Origin of the sequence: Synechococcus sp. OH20 (genome assembly GCF_047502685.1) — a bacterium.
Lineage (GTDB): Bacteria > Cyanobacteriota > Cyanobacteriia > Thermostichales > Thermostichaceae > Thermostichus.
In genome coordinates this window covers 1-15,800 of sequence record NZ_JANSIQ010000030.1, presented here as the reverse complement: position 1 = coordinate 15,800, position 15,800 = coordinate 1, and the positions used below count along the sequence as shown (strand labels likewise).

The window sequence follows — 15,800 nt, the reverse complement described above, 5'->3', positions numbered from 1 at the left end:
AGAGGTTCTCGTTGCCCGTAGCCTGAGGTAGCGTGGGATAACCCCGCCAGTTGGGGGGTTAGAGAGATTCTGCACCGTTGTTTCGCCAATGTCTTTTCCCCATTCATCGGCGACCTTTCTATCTGGCTTAGGGGATCCCCTGCCGATCCAAACCCCATCGACCGTCTCGGAGTTGGCCGGCATCCTCAAGGAGTGCCAGGGGCGGAAGGTGCTGCCGCTGGGGCAGGGGAGCAAGTGGAGCTGGGCCCAGGTTGCCGAGCCGGTGGATCTGGCTCTCAGCACCTCTGGCTTACGCCGGCTTATCGACCATGCGGCTGCCGATCTCACCGTCACGGTGGAAGCCGGTATGACCCTGGCAGAACTGCAACCCATCTTGGCAGAGCGGGGGCAATGGTGGCCGGTGGATCCCCTCTATCCAGATCGGGCCACCCTAGGGGGCATCATCGCCACCGCCGATACAGGTTCTCTGCGCTGGCGCTACGGTGGGATCCGCGACTTGCTGCTGGGCATAACCTGGGTGCGGGCGGATGGGGAGGTGGCCAAAGCAGGCGGGCGGGTTGTCAAGAATGTTGCCGGCTACGACCTGATGAAGCTGTTCACCGGATCCCTGGGCAGTTTGGGGATTCTGACCCAGGTAACCCTGCGGCTTTATCCTTTGCCAGCAGCCCAGTCTACGTTGCTGGCTACGGGATCCCTGCCGGAGTTGGAGGTCTTGTGTCGGCAGGCGCTGACCGGCCCGGTTAACCCTGTGGGGGTGGATCTCTGGCTGAGGGCAGGGGGAGCTCAGGCCTGGCTCAGCTTTCATGGCTCGCAGCGAGCGGTTGCCCAACAGATGACCCAAATGCGGCGGCTGGCCCCCGCAGGGCTAACTTTGCAGGAAGTGAGTCCCAGCTCTCTGCCCCTGCCTCAACCCGGCTCAGAGGCGGTGCTGGCCAAGTTTGGGTGCCTGCCCAACCAGAGCCTGGCCACATTGGAGCAGTTTCAAGCTCTGTTTCCCGAGGCGCAGGTGCAACTGCACCGCGGCTGTGGGCTGGGACGGGCTTGGCTGGTTCAGCCAGAAGTGGGATCCCTGCTGCAACTGCAGCGCCACCTCAAGTCTGTGGGCGGATTTCTCCTGCTTCTGGAAGCCCCACCGGCCCTGAAGCGGGCTCTTCCCCCCGACTTTGGCCCAGCCACCAGCTTGATGCGCAGGCTGAAGCAGCAATTCGACCCCACCGGCACCTTTAGCCCCAGTTGGATATGAAGGCCACCGCTTCTTCCCCGGCATCCTGCTGGCCAAACAGCTGGTTCCGGTGCATGATAGATCTATAAGAACTTGAAACATTTCTTAATATCACTTCTCGGGATCTCAGCGTCAAAGCCAAAAAAGAGGTCAGCATGAGCATTGAGTGGCAACGGATACTCCGCATTGGGGTGATTTTTTGCATTGGGTTGTTGATTGGGGTCGGCGGAGGATCCCTGACCTGGGCGCAACCGGCCCTGCCGGTGGTGCCGATGGAGCTGCCTCAGCCGCCTCTGCCGGTTTTGGACTTAGCGGATCAGTTGACCAGCAGCCAAGAAGCCCAACTGGCGCAGCACCTGAACAAGCTAGAGCAAGACACCGGTTGGAAGCTGCGGGTGCTGACTCAGTTTGACCAAACGCCGGGCCGGCAAGTGAAAGAGTATTGGGGCCTGAATGAGCGCAGCGTTTTGATGGTGGCGGATCCCAGGGGCGGCAACTTGCTGGCGTTTAATGTGGGGGATGCCGTGCGAGAGATCTTGCCGCGCACCTTTTGGATTGAGCTGCAATCTCGCTTTGGCAACCAATTCTACGTGCGGGAGCACGGTACTCAGCGCGCCATCCTGGAGACCGTCGACGTCTTGGATCGCTGTTTTCACCAGGGGGGCTGCCGGGTGGTGCCCGGCCTGCCTCAAGAGCAGTGGATCCTGACGTTGGTGACCTCGATTTTGGGAGGGATCGTGTTCGGGTTTGCCGGCAAGCCCCGCCATGCGGAGGAGCTGTTTAACTGGCGCTGGGCTTTGCTCATTTCTCCTCTGTGGTTCATTTTGTTTGGGGCTTTCGGTATTGGCCCGGTGGTCACGCGCACCCAGGACTGGATCCCCTTGCTGCGCAATGTCTTGGGGTTTCTGGCAGGGGCCTTGGTGATCTACCTAGCTCCCATTGCTCGCCCGGCAGTGGATCAGCAATAGCCGACTCTTGACAGACTCCCAGCATCGAGGATCAGCGGTTTTCCAACGGCACTTATAAAGCTTACGGCCCGCTTGTGCGAGCAGTCTGGTCGGCCATTCCGCTGGCGCTCCTCGGACGAAGTCCTTGCAGCGGTGCTTATAACTCCCCTCTCCCTCTGGGAGAGGGGCTGGGGGTGAGGGCTGGGAGAGGGGCTGGGGGTGAGGGCAGCGACGCGGAGCGCTTGGGCTGGCGGCAAAGTATCTTAATCTTGTTGGAAACGACTATATCTCCCCGTCCGAGCCTGCCACTTGGGGGGCAAGGCTGGAAAATGCTAGAATCGACAAGCCTAAACTGCTGGTGTAGCTCAGTTGGTAGAGCACTCGACTTGTAATCGAGCGGTCGTCAGTTCGAGTCTGACCATCAGCTTTCTTGGCCGCTGTAGGGCTTGACTCTGCCATGTCTGTCCTCTCGCTGAAGCGGAACTCAGCTTCTACACTGGTGGTTAGATGGCTGCAGCGGGATCCCTGCTTGGTTGGGCCTATCCACTCAGCCGCTTGGGTTGTTCTCCTGAATTCTTGCTTGGATGTCTATGTCCGGTCTCCCAGCCGCCACGATTCGTCGATTGCAAAAGTTGCCCCAGGTGCCCTCGGTGTGGGAAGGGGATCGCCACACCCTCTTGGGATTGCCGCCCCTGGGATCGCAAACGGAAGGAGAGTGCATCCTGTGGGTGGATGGCATCCAGGGAGTGGTACGGGCCATGGAAGTGGTGCCCGCTGGCTCGGGTGTTGAGCCGATGGTGCGAACCTTGATCATGGCTATGGAGCAGCCCCATGCTGCTTCGCCCGCTCGTCCCCAAAAGATCGTCGTGCGGGATCGAGAGGTGCAGTTTTTCTTGCGCGGCATTCTGCACGAGCTGGACATCAAAGTGGAATGCCAGCCGGCATTGCCCTTGATCGACGAGATCCTGCAGAGCTTTCAAGAGGCCAACGGGCGGATCCCTCCCCCGCTGCCAGAAAACTATGCTGAGCTGCTGGCCGGCAGAGCCCTCACCCTCTGGCGAGATGCTCCCTGGAATTACCTAGAGGATCACCAAATCTTAGCGCTCGACCTCAACCACTGGGATATCCAAACCCTTTACGTCTCGGTGATGGGGCGATTGGGCATGGAGTATGGGGTGCTTTTTTATCGCTCGCTGCCTTCCCTCAAACAGTTTCGCCAGGATGCGGGGCAGCCGGATACTCCCGAAGAGATGGAAGAGGCCTTCCTCAGGCAAGATTGTCTCTATCTCACCTTTCAAGCTCGCCATCCTGAGCTCAACGAACTGCCGGATCTGGACTTGGCAGAGTTGGATTCCGATGAAATTGAGCCGAACTTCGGCACCATTCACCCTCTGGAAGGCTTGCGCGTGACTTTGCAGGAGGATGAGGCGGCGGTCTTGGCGGTGGCCCTGGAAGCCTTGCATCGCTTCTTCAAGCAGTACCACCGCAAGCTGGCAGAGGACTTTCAACCCTATCAGGGTCGGTACCGCATTCCCAACCCCCAGGCGGAAGGGGAAACCCTCTCGGTGCAAGTGCGCACCTTGCCAGACTTGGCTGCAGAGCTTCTGGAGCTGGAAGGAGACGAAGAGGAGGAGCACACCCAAACCCTGCTGCGGGATGATTTGGTGCCTGAGGGTGCCCAACTGGGCCTGGGGGTGTTGCCGTGGACAACGGTGGAAATGCTGCGTCGCACGGGGCAGTGGCATCCACTCCCGCAAAGCAAGCTGGTGCAAAGGGGAGAAGGGCTGCCGGTGGTGATCGTGCGCACTTCCCGCTCCAAAGCGAAGCAGTTGATCGAGAATTTGCGTGGAGAAGGCGGGCCCCAGGGCGTTTGTTTCAACACAGGGGTAGATCCCTTTGATGGCGATCGCTACGACCTGGAAATTGTGCAAACGGGCAATCGCGACCTGCACCTGTTCGGGGAGTTTCCCGAAGATGATCCCGTTCACTCCATGGCCCGCAAGCGCTGGGAACGGCGTTGCCAGGAGACGGGTGGCTATTGCGGCTTGGTGGTGGCGATGGGGGTGAATTCTGCGCGTCCAGAGCTGCAAGTGCGCCACATTCTGGCCCTATTTGAGATGCAGGCGCTCAACCCGACGGGATTGGGGCTGGGGCCGATGGTGCGCATCGGCCGGCAGTTGCATTTGCCTTGACTGGCCAGAGGTTGTTCAAATTAAGGATCCCAACAGGCTGGAAGCTGCTCAAAAGAGGCAAGATAATGCAGCTAAGGGATCCCAAGACAACAGAGGCACTGCAGATGACTCCTGTTGAGCGTGCCCGCTGGCTGAAAGCGCAGACGTTGTTTCAAAGCCTGACGTCGGAGAGCTTGTATCCTCTGGCAGAGCAAATGCAAGATCATCCCTTTGGCCAGGGAGAGGTTTTGGCAGAGGCGGGAACCACCCCGGCTGGGATCCAGATTTTGCTGGAGGGACGCTGGGAAGAGCGGGATCCCCATTCCGGGGAGGTTCTCAACCTGCTGCCTGGCGCGGTGGCTCATCTGGGGGAAGTCCTGGCGGAGCAGCCCCTGCGGCGGGATCTGGTGGCCGTTTCCGCCGGGATCCGGGGTTGGATCCCGGCTGCGGTGGTGCGCCGTTGGCTGGCAGAGCACTCGGGGCAATTGGCCGAGGCGCTGGCCCAGGCTCAAGATCGCCTCAGCTATGAGCAGGAGCGGCAAGTGGCTTTGCGCCCCTACTTGGTGCCGAAGGTGGAGCGGGGGATCGTCGGCTCCAGCCGCTACGCGGTGCGCCTGCGGCAGCAGATCAAAGAGGCAGCCCAGAGCGGCAAGCCGGTGTTGATCTTCGGGGAGCCGGGCCTGGAAAAAGACAACGTCGCCGCCCTGATCCATTTTGGATCCCCGCGGCGGCGCCAGCCCATGATCAAGGTGGATTGCAGCGCCCTGCAGGCCAGTGGGGCGGATCTGTTCGGGCGGACGGGGGGCAAGCCGGGGTTGCTGGAGTGGCTGGGAGAGGGCACGCTGCTGTTGAACAACCTGCATGAGCTGCCCGCCGAGCTGATGCCCAAGTTGCTGCGCCTGCTGGAGACGGGATCCTACACCCCTGTGCAGCGGGGGGAAGGGGAGCCGGGAGAGGAGCGCCCCTGTCGCTGTCGTCTGCTGATGGTGTCAGAACGGCCCATCCCCGCCCTTGACCCTTGGGCGATGGCCATCAAAGTGCCGCCGCTGCGGGTGCGCAAGGCCGATATCAAAGCCATGGCCGACTATTTTCTCAGCCTCTACAGCCGCCGGCGCGGGATCCCCAAGCCCAAGCTCTCGCCGGAGGCGCTGCGCCGCTTGCAGAGCTACGACTTTCCCGGCAACTCGCGGGAGCTGCGCAGCCTGGTCGAGCGGGCGGCAGTGCAGGCCGCGGGGGCGAGCGTGCTGGGGGAAGAGGTGTTTTGGGCTTCCCAGCCTCGGGGCAAGCGGTTTCGCCTCAACCTGCTCAACGTCTATCCCCGCTTGCGTCGCCTGCTGCGCAGCCCTTGGTGGCCGGATCGCCTCAACTACGGCCTGGTGTTGCCCCTCTATACCCTGGTGGTGTTTCTCCTCTTTTGGGGGCCTCAGGATCGGGCCCACAATGTGGGGTTGAATCTTTTCTGGGCCTGGTGGTGGCCGCTGGTGCTGCTGGTGTTTCCCTTCTTGGGACGGGTGTGGTGTGCCGTCTGTCCTTTCATGATCTATGGGGAGTTGATCCAGAGGCTGTCGTTATGGCTTTGGCCGCGGCAGTTGCAGAAATGGCCGCGACAGCCGGCGGAGCGCTGGGGCGGCTGGGTGCTGTTTGCCGGGTTTGCGTTGATTTTCCTGTGGGAGGAGATCTGGGATCTGCCCAATACGGCTTACCTGTCGGGGTGGCTGCTGCTGCTGATTACTGGTGGAGCGGTGGCCTGCTCACTGGTGTTTGAGCGGCGGTTTTGGTGCCGCTACCTCTGCCCGATTGGGGGCATGAACGGCCTTTATGCCAAGCTCTCGATGACGGAGCTGCGGGCGCAGCAGGGCACCTGTTCGGCAGAATGCACCACCTACCAGTGCTACAAAGGAGGGCCCGAGAAGGGGGAAGGCATGGCGACGGGAGGCTGTCCCCTCTACTCCCATCCGGCGCAACTGCAAGACAACAAAGATTGCGTCCTTTGTATGACTTGCCTCAAAGCCTGTCCCCATCGCTCGGTGGAGTTCAACCTGCGCCCACCTGGGATCGAGCTGTGGACTACCCATACGCCGCGCGCTGCCGAAATTGCTTTGCTGCTGTTGTTGCTGGGAGGCATCTACCTACACTGTCTGCCGCGGTTGGCAGAACAGATGGCCCAATGGGGTCTGAGCTGGGATCTACGGCAGTTTTGGCCCCATCTGGGGGCCGCTTTGCTGGCTTTGGGGTTTCCCAGCTTGGTGCCTTTGGCAGCTTGGGGATTGGCTTGGTTGTGGCATCGGCTGGGCCGGGGGGCGCGACCCCGACCCTTTGCGGAGATGATCTACGGCTATCTGCCCTTGGTTTTGGGGGGAACGTTGGCTTTCTACTGGCCCCTGTTTTTAACGGAGGCGGGGCAGGTGCTGCCGGTAACCTGGGCAACTTTTTCCCAGACGGGATCTGCTCTTCCCGTGCTGTGGCAGGCGCACCCGGCGGTAGTTCAGTTTCTCCAGGGATCCACGCTAATCCTGGCAGTGCTTCTCTCTTGGGCCCTCACGGGCAAAATTGCCCGCCAGAGCTTGCAGTGGCCCTACCATCTGGGCGCTCTGGGGTTGGGGGTGAGCTTGTGGCAGGTGCTGGGGATTTGATAGTCGAGATCCCAGACCTCGGGCTGTGGAAATCCTGTGGGATCATGAAGAAGTCTCCTACTCTAGGAAAGGGGCCACTTTCTCCATGCCTTCTCCTTTTTCTGTCCCCTCTTACCCGGTTCACATCCACGACCGCCAACGGGACACCCACTATCTGATCCAGGTACCGGCGAATCAATACATCTTGGCCAGTGCCGAGGCCCAAGGGATCCAACTGCCCTTTGCTTGCCGCAACGGCGCCTGTACCACCTGCGCGGTGCGAGTGCGTCGGGGATCTCTGTACCAGCCGGAGGCGATGGGCCTCTCGCGCGAGCTGAAGGAGCAGGGGTATGGGCTGCTGTGTGTGGGCTATGCCCGTTCGGAGCTCTGGGTGGAAACCCAAGATGAAGATGAGGTGTATGAGCTGCAATTTGGGCGCTACTTCGGCCAGGGACGGGTCAGGCCGGGGATCCCCCTTGAGGATGAATGATGTTTTTTTCTGCACCGGTTGGGTCTCAAGAGTTGCCGCCGCATCCCTTGCCCTCTCGGCCGCGGGGCTGGCTGCTGGGGGCGGCGGCGCTGCTCCCGGTGAATTTGGCCCCCAGCTTGCTGTTGGCTTTGGTGGGGACAATCCAGGGCTATACCTGCTGCGGTAAAAGGATCCTTCGCGATCCTCTATTTGGGCTGGCAGCTCTCCTGAGCTTGGCTGCGGTGGGCGTGGCCTTTGTGGGTGAGGATTGGCGGCTGAGCCTGCCGGGGATGTTCAACTACTGGCCTTTTTTGTTGATGCTGCCGGCCTTTGCAGCGGTGCTGGCCGATTGTGGTTCTCCTGGGGGCCGTCGTCGTTTGGCCCAGGTGCTGGTTCTGGGCAGCGGGCTGATGCTGCTTCTGGGCTGGGGAGAGGTGCTGTGGGGGTGGCAGGGGCATCTCGTTTTGGGGCCGCTTTGGATCACGGGGGTGGCCGGAGGCGAGCGACCGGCGGCAGCTTTTACCTCTCCCAATATCTTGGCCGTTTACTTGGTGATCCATCTCTGCTTGGCGGCGGGGCTGGGGTGGGAAGGGGTGGGACGATCCTGGCTGGGAAGAGCAGGGCTGGGGGCGATGCTGGGGCTGGGATCCCTGCTGCTGCTGCTGACGGCCTCTCGCAACGGCTGGGGAGTGGGGGGGCTGGCGCTGGTGATAGGGTTGGCGCTGCGGCGCTGTTGGTGGGGAATCGGGCTCTTGAGCGGCTTGGGGTTGGCCAGCTTGGCCGCCGCTTGGGATTGGCCGGGCTGGCGGGCCGTTGTGCCCCGATTGATTTGGAGCCGTCTGGCAGACACCTTCGATCCTCAAGCCCTCTATTTTAGTTCCACCGCCAACCGCTTGGATGCCTGGCATTTTGCCCTGCAGATGGCACGGGAGCGACCCTTGACCGGCTGGGGCTGGCAGAGCTTTGCCGCTCTTTACAATGCTCAGGATCCGCCGGAGCTGCTGGGCCACTGCCACAATTTGTACCTACATCTGGCGGCTGAGGGCGGGATCCCGCTGCTGCTGGGCCATCTGATCCTGTGGGGCTGGATTTTGGCGCGGGGGTGGCAAGCCTGGCGGCGCTCTCAAGAAAGTGTCCTGTTGGGGATGCTGCTGGCTTTGACAGCGTTTTTTGTCTCAGGGCTTTTGGATGTGGTGATGTTGGATGGCCGCGTGCACCTGTTGATAACGTTGCTCTTGGGGGCCGTTTGGGGAGCCGGCCTTGAGCAGCAAGACAACCCCGTCGCCGGCAAAGAGCAAGCCCAGAGGAGCCACTACTGAATGCTGCCGTGGAATATCCCTTGGCCGGCAATGAGTCCAGAATCCATCACGCCGACGGTTTGCAACGCGGAAGCCAGCTACAGTCAAGGGGGAGTTTAGGGGATCTTTGCGGTGAACCTGTACCGAGATGTGGTGTGGCCTTTGCTTTTTTCTGGACTGAGAGCCGATCCAGAAACGGTCAAGGTGGGGCTGTTGCGTGCCCTCCATTGGATCGACACTACCCAGGCCACCGGGATCCTGTCGGCTCTGGAGCGACTGTTTTGCTACCGGGATCCCCGGCTCTCGGTGTCACTATGGGGCCTCACCTTTCCCAATCCCCTTGGCTTGGCTGCGGGCTTTGACAAAGATGGCCTGGCTCTGGCCGTCTGGCCCAGCTTGGGATTTGGCTTTGTGGAGGTGGGCACCGTCACTCCTGGGCCGCAGCCGGGCAACCCCAAACCGCGCCTGTTTCAACTGCCCCAAGATCGTGCCGCTCTCAATCGTATGGGTTTTAACAACCAGGGGGCAGCGGCTCTGGCTGAACGGTTGCGCCGGTTGCGTCGGCGTCCTATTCCCATCGGGATTAACCTGGGCAAAGCCAAAATCACCCCCCTAGAAGAAGCGGCTGCCGATTACCTGGCCAGCTTCCGGCTACTCCAGGAGCTGGGGGACTACTTCGTGGTCAACGTCAGTTCCCCCAACACCCCAGGCCTGCGATCCCTGCAGGCTGCTGAGCAACTGGAGCCCATCCTGTCTGCCTTACAGCAGGAAAATCAGGGGCGAAAACCTCTTTTGGTGAAGATCTCCCCCGACTTGGACTGGCCTGAAATCGACAGCCTCCTGGAACTGGCCCAAACCTATGCACTGGCCGGGATTGTGGCCACCAACACCACGCTGCGCCGCGACAACCTGAAAACCCGTTTTCTACCTGGCCACGGCATCTCAGAACCCAGGCCAATCCTGGCAGAAGCCGGCGGGATCAGCGGTGCCCCCCTGCGGGAGCGTTCCACCCAAGTCATTCGCTACATCCACCGCTCCACCCAAGGAAAATTGCCCATCATCGGAGTGGGGGGCATCTTCACCTTGGCCGATGCTGTGGAGAAGCTGGAAGCCGGAGCCAGCCTGCTGCAAGTCTATACCGGCTGGGTTTACGAAGGGCCGGGTATGGTGCCACAACTGCTCCGAGGCCTGGCCAGCTCTTCTCCGCCCCGCCCTGATGTTACACTTCCCTCGCAGAATACCGCCATGGGTCAGATCCAGGCGTAAGATCGTTAGGGATCCCTGAGGAAGCTCGCCGGTGAACCTGCTGCAACACCTGTTCAAGACCCCCCATCCAGTTATTGGGGTCGTTCATCTGTTGCCGCTGCCCACCTCCCCCCGTTGGGGAGGGGACTTGGAGTGGGTGATCGCTCAGGCAGAACAGGCTGCCACGGCCTTGGCGGCAGGCGGGGTGGACGGGATCCTCGTCGAGAACTTTTACGATGCCCCTTTTGCCAAGGAGCGGGTAGACGCGGCGGTGGTGAGCGCCATGACCGTGGTTGTCCAGCGGATCAAGATGCTGGTCTCCCTGCCCATCGGGATCAACGTCTTGCGCAACGATGGCTACAGTGCTCTGGCCATCGCCGCTAGCGTGGGAGCGCAGTTTATCCGGGTGAATGTGCTCTGCGGGGCGATGATAACCGACCAAGGCATTATTGAGGGGAATGCCCATCGCCTGCTGCGCTATCGCCGCGAGTTGGGGGCCGACATCAAGATTTTCGCCGATGTGCTGGTGAAACACGCTCAGCCCCTGAGTCCCATCCGTCTGGATGCAGCCATCGCCGACACGGTGGAGCGCGGCCTGGCCGATGCCATCATTCTCTCCGGCTGGGCCACCGGCAAGCCACCCCTTCTGGAGGAGCTGGAGCTGGCCCGCCAGGTTGCCCCTCAGGTACCCCTGTTGATTGGCTCAGGGGCCACCGCCGAAAACATCGGCACCCTCATCCGCCATGCGGATGGCGTGATTGTGGCCAGTTCTCTGAAACGGCCGGCCCGTTCCGCCGGCATGCCGGTGCGCTGTGCGGATCCCTTTCCCCTCATTGACCCCATCCGGGTGCGGCAGTTTGTGGAAGCATTGCACCTTGGCCTGGGCGAACAGCCCGCCAATCCGGCTTGCCTGGCCACTCCCAGCTCTAGCTGCAGCTAGACCTCAGGGATAGAATTGGCATTACTTCGCCGTATCAGGGTTTCTCCTCATGTTGTCGGCTGAACTCGAAGGCTGGCGGTTTTCCTCCAGCTTGGTTTCCGCTCCCGTTGGCGGGACGGAGTCCTTACCCTTGCCAGAAGTTTCGTGGAGCCACGTGCCGGCTCAGGTTCCCTGCATTTGGGTCATCGACGATGACCCGGTGAGCCGTCGCTACATCGGCAAAGTCCTCAGAAGCTCCAACTACCGGGTGGAAAGCTGGGAAAGCGGCCAGTTGGCCTGGGAGCACCTGCAGACCCTGGATGAAAGCGAATGGCCGGATTTGATCATCTGCGACTGGGTCATGCCGGGTTTGTCTGGAGTAGAGCTCTGTCGCCGTCTGAAGCACTCCGCTGCCGGCCAGTTTGTCTACTTCCTTTTGCTCACCGCCCGCTCCGAAGTTGAGGATCGGGTGCAGGGGCTGGATGCAGGGGCGGACGAGTTTATCGTTAAGCCGGTCGAGGCTGAGGAGCTGCGGGCCCGGGTACGGGCGGGGCTGCGCCTGCAGCGGCTCACCCGAGCTTTGGCCCAGGCCAACCGGCAACTGCGGGCCCGCAACGAGCTGTTGGAGTCTCTGTCTTTGACGGATCCCTTGACCGGAGCCTTAAACCGCCGCGCTCTCGACCAGGCGTTGCCCCATTTACTCAAGCAGGTGGGGCCCCGTGGGCAAGCCCGCTATCGCTATCTCTGCCTGCTGATGATGGATGTGGATTACTTCAAGCAGGTCAACGACACCTACGGCCACTTCATCGGCGACTGCGTGTTGCAGGCCCTTGTTGGGCGGCTGCACAATCAACTGCGTCCCTCCAGCCTGCTCTACCGCTACGGCGGCGAAGAATTTGTCTGCGTCACCCCTGGGCTCAACCCCGCCCACTGCCACCGCTACGCCGAGTCTCTGCGCCGGGCCATCGCCAGCCGGCCAATTGACGTTTCGCCCAAACGCAGCCTGCCTGTCACCATTAGCATTGGCGGGATCGTTATCAGCGAAGATGACCCCTTAGATCCAGAAGCTGCTCTCCAGCGAGCGGACGAGGCCCTCTACCAGGCCAAGCAAGCCGGGCGAAACTGTGTACGCCTCTTCCTGCCATCGCTCCTGGAGAACTACTGTCCTCCGCCGGACTCGAGAGGGTAGCCGGAAGCTGCCGCCAAGGCTTCCAGCGAGCGCAGCCCCACGTAGGTGCGGCCGTTGATGATCCAGGTGGGATAGCTGGTGATCCCTGCTTCTGTGCATGCTTGGGCTTGGGGCGTACCGGGACCGTTGGGGGAGCACTCCACGTAGGGCACTTGGGCAAAGGCCGACCCAAACAGCTCTTTCTGCTCCTGACAATGGGGGCACCAGTAGGCCCCGTACATGGTGCCGCCGATCTGCCGCAGGTGGGCCGCCAACCCTGCCGCCAGGGGGCTGGGGGGAGGAACTTGGTTGGCATACACCCCAATGGTGGTCACCAAGGTGAGAAAGCTCACGAGAATGTAGCTGAAGGCCAGCTTGCCCCCATCCAGCCAGCGGTGGCCCAGCAGGGTTACCGCCCACAGGCCGGCCACCAAGACTATGGCGGTGGTGCAATACAGACAAAATTGCCGCAGCACCCCCACCATCAGGTAGAGCATGTACATTTCAAAGGCGGTCATGGCGGAAACCAGACCAAACAGGGCCGGCCAGCGCCACCGCTTCACCAGCGGGATCCCATCCGGCAGCACCGCCAGCGCCAAGACCCCCAAAAAGCCCAGCAGGCCAACTGTTGCCGTCGGGATCCCCAAAAACTCTGCCCAACGGCTGGAGAGCACCAGGTCGCACCCCCCATCCCCTGTGCAGAAAGCGGCAGGCTGATCGGTCAGCTTGGTGTAGGTGAGGTAGGCCGTCAACAGGGATCCCAGGCTGGCCAAGATCGCCAAGATCAGACGGGCATGGCGCTGCAGCCAGGTCTCTTCTTGGGCTTTGAGTTTGAGATAAGAGGCCATGGGAGGGTCAGCAGTTGGACATCCCCGATTATAGTGGGGCGGAGCGGGTCTCGTCCCTGGGCTCCGAGGCAGAAGCGCTGCTCGAGCGCCGCACTTGGGCGGCAAACCTGTCTCCCAGCGGATCCAGCTCCCAAAAAGATTCCAGCTTGGAGTCGGAGATGGGCCAGTCGCAGATCCCCCAGCGGCGACGAAAGTAACGGGCCAGATCTTTTTCGGCCAGAGCCAGATACACTGGCCGGCCATGAGGGCAGGTGTGGGGATTGGCGGTGCGCTGCCAGGCCTCCAGCAACTGTTGCATCTGCTCCAGGGTCAGAGGGATCCCGTTGCGCAGGGCGCCGCGACAGGCCACCGCCACTTGAGCTGATTCGAGGTCAGCACAGCGGCTCAATTCTCGCAGGGATCCCTGAATCTCCTTGGGGTCTTCCGACCACAGGGCCAGAGGCACGCGGCGCACCAGATAGGTGTTGGGGCCAAAGGGCTCCAGCTCCAGACCCAATTGCTCCATTGCTTGGGAGGATAATCCCTCCAGCATGACCGGCGTCTCCAGCTCCACCGGCTGCCAATGCTGTTGGATGTACTCGTAGCGCACCCGCTCGTGGGCCAGGTGCTGCTCCACCAGCCACAGCCCCTGAGGGTGTTCCGCCAAAATGTAAATCCGGTGCAGTTGGGCCAGGGCCTTCAGAGGCGGCAGGGAGCAACCGGCAGCGGGGAGAGCCGGACTTTGCAGGGAGGAAACCCTGTAGATCGACTTGGCCTCGCTGGCGCGGATGAGATGCACAGAGCGGCGGCTGGCTTGACCGGATCCCGATTGCAGAAGAGCGTGTAGGTGTTGGCGCAACTGCTCCTGTCGGATCTCCGGATCCCGTAGATAGAGCTCACTCTTGGCAGGATGGCGATTCCAGTCCACCTGCTCAGGTGGCAGGCGCAGATGTACCACCACTAGAGGATGGCGGTGGCGGGGCAAGGCGTGCTGAAAGACTGACTGGATCACCCGTTGCCAGTCTGGCATCTGCACAAATCGCCCGTTGACGGCCAGGCGGATCCAATCGGGGCGGGGGCGATGCAGACGATCCGGTAGGCCCAGCACCACTTCCCAATCGCTATCCCCCTCCTGGATCCGCTGATAGCGCAGATCCGAAAGATCCAACTGCGGCAACACCTGCAGCAGCAGATCTTGCAGAGATGTTCCCGGCCAGAGGCTGAGCAGCAGTTGTCCCTCCCGATGCACCTGCCAACTGACCCAAGGATGGGCCAAAGCCGCATTCTGCACCAGGGTTAGAAGCGGGGCAATAGGGGGCACACCTCGACGGCGCAGAGGCCAGTCGGCAAACAAATCCGCCACCGTCACCACCGTTCCCAAGGCAGTGGCCGCCGGCTGCTGGTGGGCCAGCTCCCCCTGTCGGTTGTAGGCGGCCAGCCAGCCGTGGGCATCGTCAGCGTGGCGGGTCTGAATGGTCAAGGATCCCAAGCGGGCCAGGCTGTGCAGCGCTTCCCCACGAAATCCCAGGCTGCAACCGTCCAACTTGCTGGTGGTGTGGCGGCGAGCCACCTGCTCCAGCTCCGAACCTGGGATCCCTTGCCCATTATCGGCCACCCGCACCTGCCAGCGACTGGGCCAAATCTCCACCTGAATGCGGGTGGCCTGGGCATCGAGGGCATTTTCCAGCAATTCCCGCAGAGCAGCCCCCAGCGAGTCGATCACCTCTCCCGCCGCCATTTGGGCGATCCGCTCTGGGTTCAGGGGCTGGATTTTGGACATGGAGTGAGTTGAGAAAGCAGACCCTCTTCCTGCCAGCCTGTCGCCGAAAGGCCAACAGCGTCGAGCTTTAGCTTAGCTCTCTCTCTGTTGCCGGTGGACAGCGCCTTGCTAATAATTTTCATTAACTTCAAGGGCCCTCTCAGGCAAAGGGAAGGATTGGTGTTCCGCCCCCCTACCCGTTGGCAACCGCCAAGAGCTCCGAGAAAAAGAGAGCTGAGTGGGTGGACAGTTAAAGGAAACCTTAAAATCCCAAGCCCAGTCATCAGCCTCTACTAGGATTTAAATAATAAAATTTCTCATTAAGGGGGAGATTATGGCAGCACAGCAGGCTCCGGCCAAAGAGCTGTTTAGAGAGGCCTTTGAGAATCGCTACACCTGGGATAAGGACTTTCCTGGCTACCAAGCTGAGATAGCCTACTTTCCCAAAGAAGGTGACAGCAGCCTCTCCTTCTCAGGAGTTGTGAGTATTGACCGCAACATGAAGATTGATGTTGCCGGCGTCGAGGACGAGGAGATCCGCCAGAAAATAAGGGAACAGATGTGGGAAATCATGGTGCATCGCGTTCGTCATTCCTTCGACGAAGAACACGGTGGCCACACCTTTGTCTATGGAGAGCCACAAAATTCAGACATCACTGAAGTTCTTGTTTCGGGCTTATCTTCTACCGATAGGTACTGGGTTCAGGGCAAGCACATTCAAAGGGTGCATCGCCATCTTGCCAATCGGACAATTACAGTCTCAGTTCAAGAGTTTTACGATACAGGTGAGGGCTACCTACCCACTCACTACACTGCTGAGTATTGTAGCCCAGGAACCGAAGAAAAAACTCAAGCAAAGATGATCTATGAAGATCGTTATCAAAAAATAGGTCGGTATTGGATTCTAGTTGAGAGAAGAATTTGGGAAGAGCAGGATGGCAAAAAAAGTGCATCGCCTCAGCTTTTCCTCTTCTCAAATATTCGATTTTTCGAATAGCTGGGAAAATAAGTTTTCTCTTTGCGGCTGTGAGCATCTCTTATAATAGAAGGTGATGAGGTGCTCACAGCCAAGCTCAAAACAGATGGCCACAGGGTATCTTTTTTAGAGTTACAGCCTGTTAATTTAAAATAGGGTACAGGTTTCAAGAGGAAGGAGAGAAGGG

The 15,800-nt window shown here is 60.6% G+C and carries 12 protein-coding genes and 1 tRNA gene; 11 read left to right on the top strand and 2 right to left on the bottom strand.

Annotated elements, in window-relative coordinates:
- Positions 1–88: 88 nt before the first annotated feature.
- The 10 genes from NW826_RS06340 (at position 89) to NW826_RS06295 (ending at position 12,072) form a co-directional block, all read left to right on the top strand.
- Complete coding sequence (locus NW826_RS06340; protein WP_414369027.1) at positions 89–1,243, top strand: FAD-binding oxidoreductase; 1,155 nt, start codon at positions 89–91, stop codon at positions 1,241–1,243.
- Between the two features lie 251 nt (positions 1,244–1,494).
- On the top strand, positions 1,495–2,190 hold the full coding sequence (locus NW826_RS06335) for a TPM domain-containing protein (protein ID WP_414333758.1): 696 nt from the start codon (positions 1,495–1,497) through the stop codon (positions 2,188–2,190).
- Between the two features lie 333 nt (positions 2,191–2,523).
- Positions 2,524–2,596, top strand: a tRNA-Thr gene (locus NW826_RS06330).
- Positions 2,597–2,759: 163 nt separating this feature from the next.
- Entirely contained in the window at positions 2,760–4,361 is a 1,602-nt protein-coding gene (locus NW826_RS06325; protein ID WP_414509711.1) for a DUF6930 domain-containing protein, read from the top strand.
- A 104-nt stretch (positions 4,362–4,465) separates the two neighbouring features.
- The gene (locus NW826_RS06320) at positions 4,466–6,973 is read left to right on the top strand and encodes a sigma 54-interacting transcriptional regulator (protein WP_414368857.1); all 2,508 of its coding nucleotides are present in this window, start codon (positions 4,466–4,468) and stop codon (positions 6,971–6,973) included.
- An 85-nt stretch (positions 6,974–7,058) separates the two neighbouring features.
- Positions 7,059–7,442 (top strand): 2Fe-2S iron-sulfur cluster-binding protein, encoded by a 384-nt coding sequence (locus NW826_RS06315; protein ID WP_414335312.1) that lies wholly within the window; start codon positions 7,059–7,061, stop codon positions 7,440–7,442.
- Entirely contained in the window at positions 7,442–8,740 is a 1,299-nt protein-coding gene (locus tag NW826_RS06310; protein WP_414509710.1) for an O-antigen ligase family protein, read from the top strand. The genes NW826_RS06315 and NW826_RS06310 overlap by 1 nt, the downstream gene beginning before the upstream one ends.
- A 111-nt stretch (positions 8,741–8,851) precedes the next feature.
- A complete protein-coding gene (locus NW826_RS06305; RefSeq protein ID WP_414335316.1) occupies positions 8,852–9,985 on the top strand; it encodes a quinone-dependent dihydroorotate dehydrogenase in 1,134 nt (377 codons plus the stop codon).
- A gap of 31 nt (positions 9,986–10,016) precedes the next feature.
- On the top strand, positions 10,017–10,904 hold the full coding sequence (btpA, locus tag NW826_RS06300) for a photosystem I biogenesis protein BtpA (RefSeq protein WP_414335318.1): 888 nt from the start codon (positions 10,017–10,019) through the stop codon (positions 10,902–10,904).
- Between the two features lie 49 nt (positions 10,905–10,953).
- Positions 10,954–12,072, top strand: a complete 1,119-nt coding sequence (locus NW826_RS06295; protein WP_414509709.1) for a diguanylate cyclase — start codon at positions 10,954–10,956, stop codon at positions 12,070–12,072.
- On the opposite strand, the gene NW826_RS06290 is transcribed toward NW826_RS06295, so the two are convergent.
- On the bottom strand, positions 12,042–12,899 hold the full coding sequence (locus tag NW826_RS06290) for a vitamin K epoxide reductase family protein (RefSeq protein WP_414509708.1): 858 nt from the start codon (positions 12,897–12,899) through the stop codon (positions 12,042–12,044). The genes NW826_RS06295 and NW826_RS06290 overlap by 31 nt on opposite strands.
- 28 nt (positions 12,900–12,927) lie before the next feature.
- Positions 12,928–14,658 carry a DNA mismatch repair endonuclease MutL gene (gene mutL / locus NW826_RS06285; protein ID WP_414509707.1) on the bottom strand — a complete coding sequence of 577 codons (1,731 nt, stop codon included), beginning with the start codon at positions 14,656–14,658 and terminating at the stop codon, positions 12,928–12,930.
- A 313-nt stretch (positions 14,659–14,971) separates the two neighbouring features.
- On the opposite strand from mutL, the gene NW826_RS06280 reads away from it, so the two are divergent.
- Complete coding sequence (locus NW826_RS06280) at positions 14,972–15,634, top strand: DUF3386 domain-containing protein (protein ID WP_414509706.1); 663 nt, start codon at positions 14,972–14,974, stop codon at positions 15,632–15,634.
- Positions 15,635–15,800: the final 166 nt, after the last annotated feature.

Bases quoted from the DNA above. Each gene is read 5' to 3' on its own strand.
- NW826_RS06315 (WP_414335312.1), top strand. From the start codon at position 7,059: ATGCCTTCTCCTTTTTCTGTCCCCTCTTACCCGGTTCACATCCACGAC.
- NW826_RS06310 (WP_414509710.1), top strand. From the start codon at position 7,442: ATGTTTTTTTCTGCACCGGTTGGGTCTCAAGAGTTGCCGCCGCATCCC.
- NW826_RS06325 (WP_414509711.1), top strand. From the start codon at position 2,760: ATGTCCGGTCTCCCAGCCGCCACGATTCGTCGATTGCAAAAGTTGCCC.
- NW826_RS06335 (WP_414333758.1), top strand. From the start codon at position 1,495: ATGGAGCTGCCTCAGCCGCCTCTGCCGGTTTTGGACTTAGCGGATCAG.
- NW826_RS06320 (WP_414368857.1), top strand. From the start codon at position 4,466: ATGACTCCTGTTGAGCGTGCCCGCTGGCTGAAAGCGCAGACGTTGTTT.
- NW826_RS06290 (WP_414509708.1), bottom strand. From the start codon at position 12,899: ATGGCCTCTTATCTCAAACTCAAAGCCCAAGAAGAGACCTGGCTGCAG.
- mutL (WP_414509707.1), bottom strand. From the start codon at position 14,658: ATGTCCAAAATCCAGCCCCTGAACCCAGAGCGGATCGCCCAAATGGCG.
- NW826_RS06295 (WP_414509709.1), top strand. From the start codon at position 10,954: ATGTTGTCGGCTGAACTCGAAGGCTGGCGGTTTTCCTCCAGCTTGGTT.
- NW826_RS06340 (WP_414369027.1), top strand. From the start codon at position 89: ATGTCTTTTCCCCATTCATCGGCGACCTTTCTATCTGGCTTAGGGGAT.
- NW826_RS06280 (WP_414509706.1), top strand. From the start codon at position 14,972: ATGGCAGCACAGCAGGCTCCGGCCAAAGAGCTGTTTAGAGAGGCCTTT.